Source organism: Vibrio sp. Vb0888, from assembly GCF_033338835.1.
Taxonomy (GTDB): domain Bacteria; phylum Pseudomonadota; class Gammaproteobacteria; order Enterobacterales; family Vibrionaceae; genus Vibrio; species Vibrio alginolyticus.
This window is the reverse complement of sequence record NZ_JAWOTL010000142.1, coordinates 1-1,346: the sequence shown is the minus strand read 5'-3', so window position 1 is coordinate 1,346 and position 1,346 is coordinate 1. Positions and strand designations below refer to the sequence as shown.

Annotated in this window: 1 protein-coding gene; it reads left to right on the top strand. The window is 43.8% G+C overall.

Annotated elements, in window-relative coordinates; all coding sequences use genetic code 11:
- Positions 1 to 519 precede the first annotated feature (519 nt).
- The coding region (locus R7P72_RS24530) for a pitrilysin family protein (RefSeq protein ID WP_318110901.1) at positions 520 to 1,346 on the top strand (827 nt) is incomplete at its 3' end.

Sequence of the window (1,346 nt, the reverse complement as noted above, 5' to 3'; positions counted from 1 at the left end):
AACGAATCTCGAAAAGACAAGCCTTCGACTAACACGCCCCCAAGGATGATGGCAGCACTGGCCGAGATAGCCAGTTTATTCTTCAGTGATAAATTTTTGAACATAGCAGCGATTAATAGATTTTTTGTACCCAAGCAGCCTTAAGTGTCGGGCTTAATGCCCATTTACCTAAAGCGCGGGGTAGTTTGTTATTGGTTATTTTCATTCGTACATGATTCGGCGTCGTCGCTGAAAAGCGGTTTTGACGCCGAAATCATCGATTGATTATATTTTACTGCTCAAAATAAATACTGGCGCTATGTCGCGAATTTGAGCTTTATAAGAAATAAGAACCTAATACGAGAGCGGCTTGTTTTATGTATTTGTAAAGTAAGGATTTGTCGTGTTTTGTAAATGATAATTGATTTCATTAAATGGTGATATAGATCACATTTGAGCAGCAAATAATCCATTAAAAATGTGAAGGTCATGGAACGAGGATTATATTGATCGGCTTAATCATAGTTATGGGCAATAGTTATGCGCAGTATATTGTTAGTCCCCGCGTTATTGTTGTCAGGGTGTGCTCTGACACAACAATCCACGCCGATTCAGCCTGATGCCAACTGGCACGTTAATCAGCTATCCAATGGAATGAAATACCACATCTATCCAACTCAAGACCAAGAAGTTTCGGTTCGTTTGGTGATGCACATTGGTTCGTTCCAAGAAGAAGCCAATCAAAAAGGCTACGCTCACTTCGTTGAGCACATGGCATTTAATGGCAGCACACACTTTACCGGCAACGACGTTGTTAAGCTTTTTGGGCAATCTGGCGGCAGTTTTGGCGCAGATATCAACGCGTTTACCACCTATCAGCAAACCTCCTATAAGCTTGACTTAGCTAATAACGATAAGCTTGAAGATGCCCTGACTTGGATGCGAGACATTGGCGACGGTTTAGAGTTCGCTCCTGCTCAAGTTGAAAAAGAGAAAGGCGTTGTCTTGGGTGAATGGCGACGCGCCAATCCAGATGATAAGTCGTTTTCAATGCACGCGTATGAGGCTTCGATTGAAGGAACGCCTTACGCCGAGCATGATCCAATCGGTACTCGTGATGCAATTGAGAACGCGACGTCAAATGGGCTGAAAAACTTCTACGAGAAGTGGTATCAGCCGCAGTATGCCGAGCTGATCGTCACGGGCAATGTGGACGCTAAGTCGCTTGCTAACATCATCAAGAACAAGTTCTCGAACTGGGAAAGTACCTCAGATATCGCCATCGAAAAGCGTCGTGACATTCGACTCAATACTCAAGACGAAATTCTGCCAAGCAACTCGATGGAGTCACCAAGCTTGCATTTGGT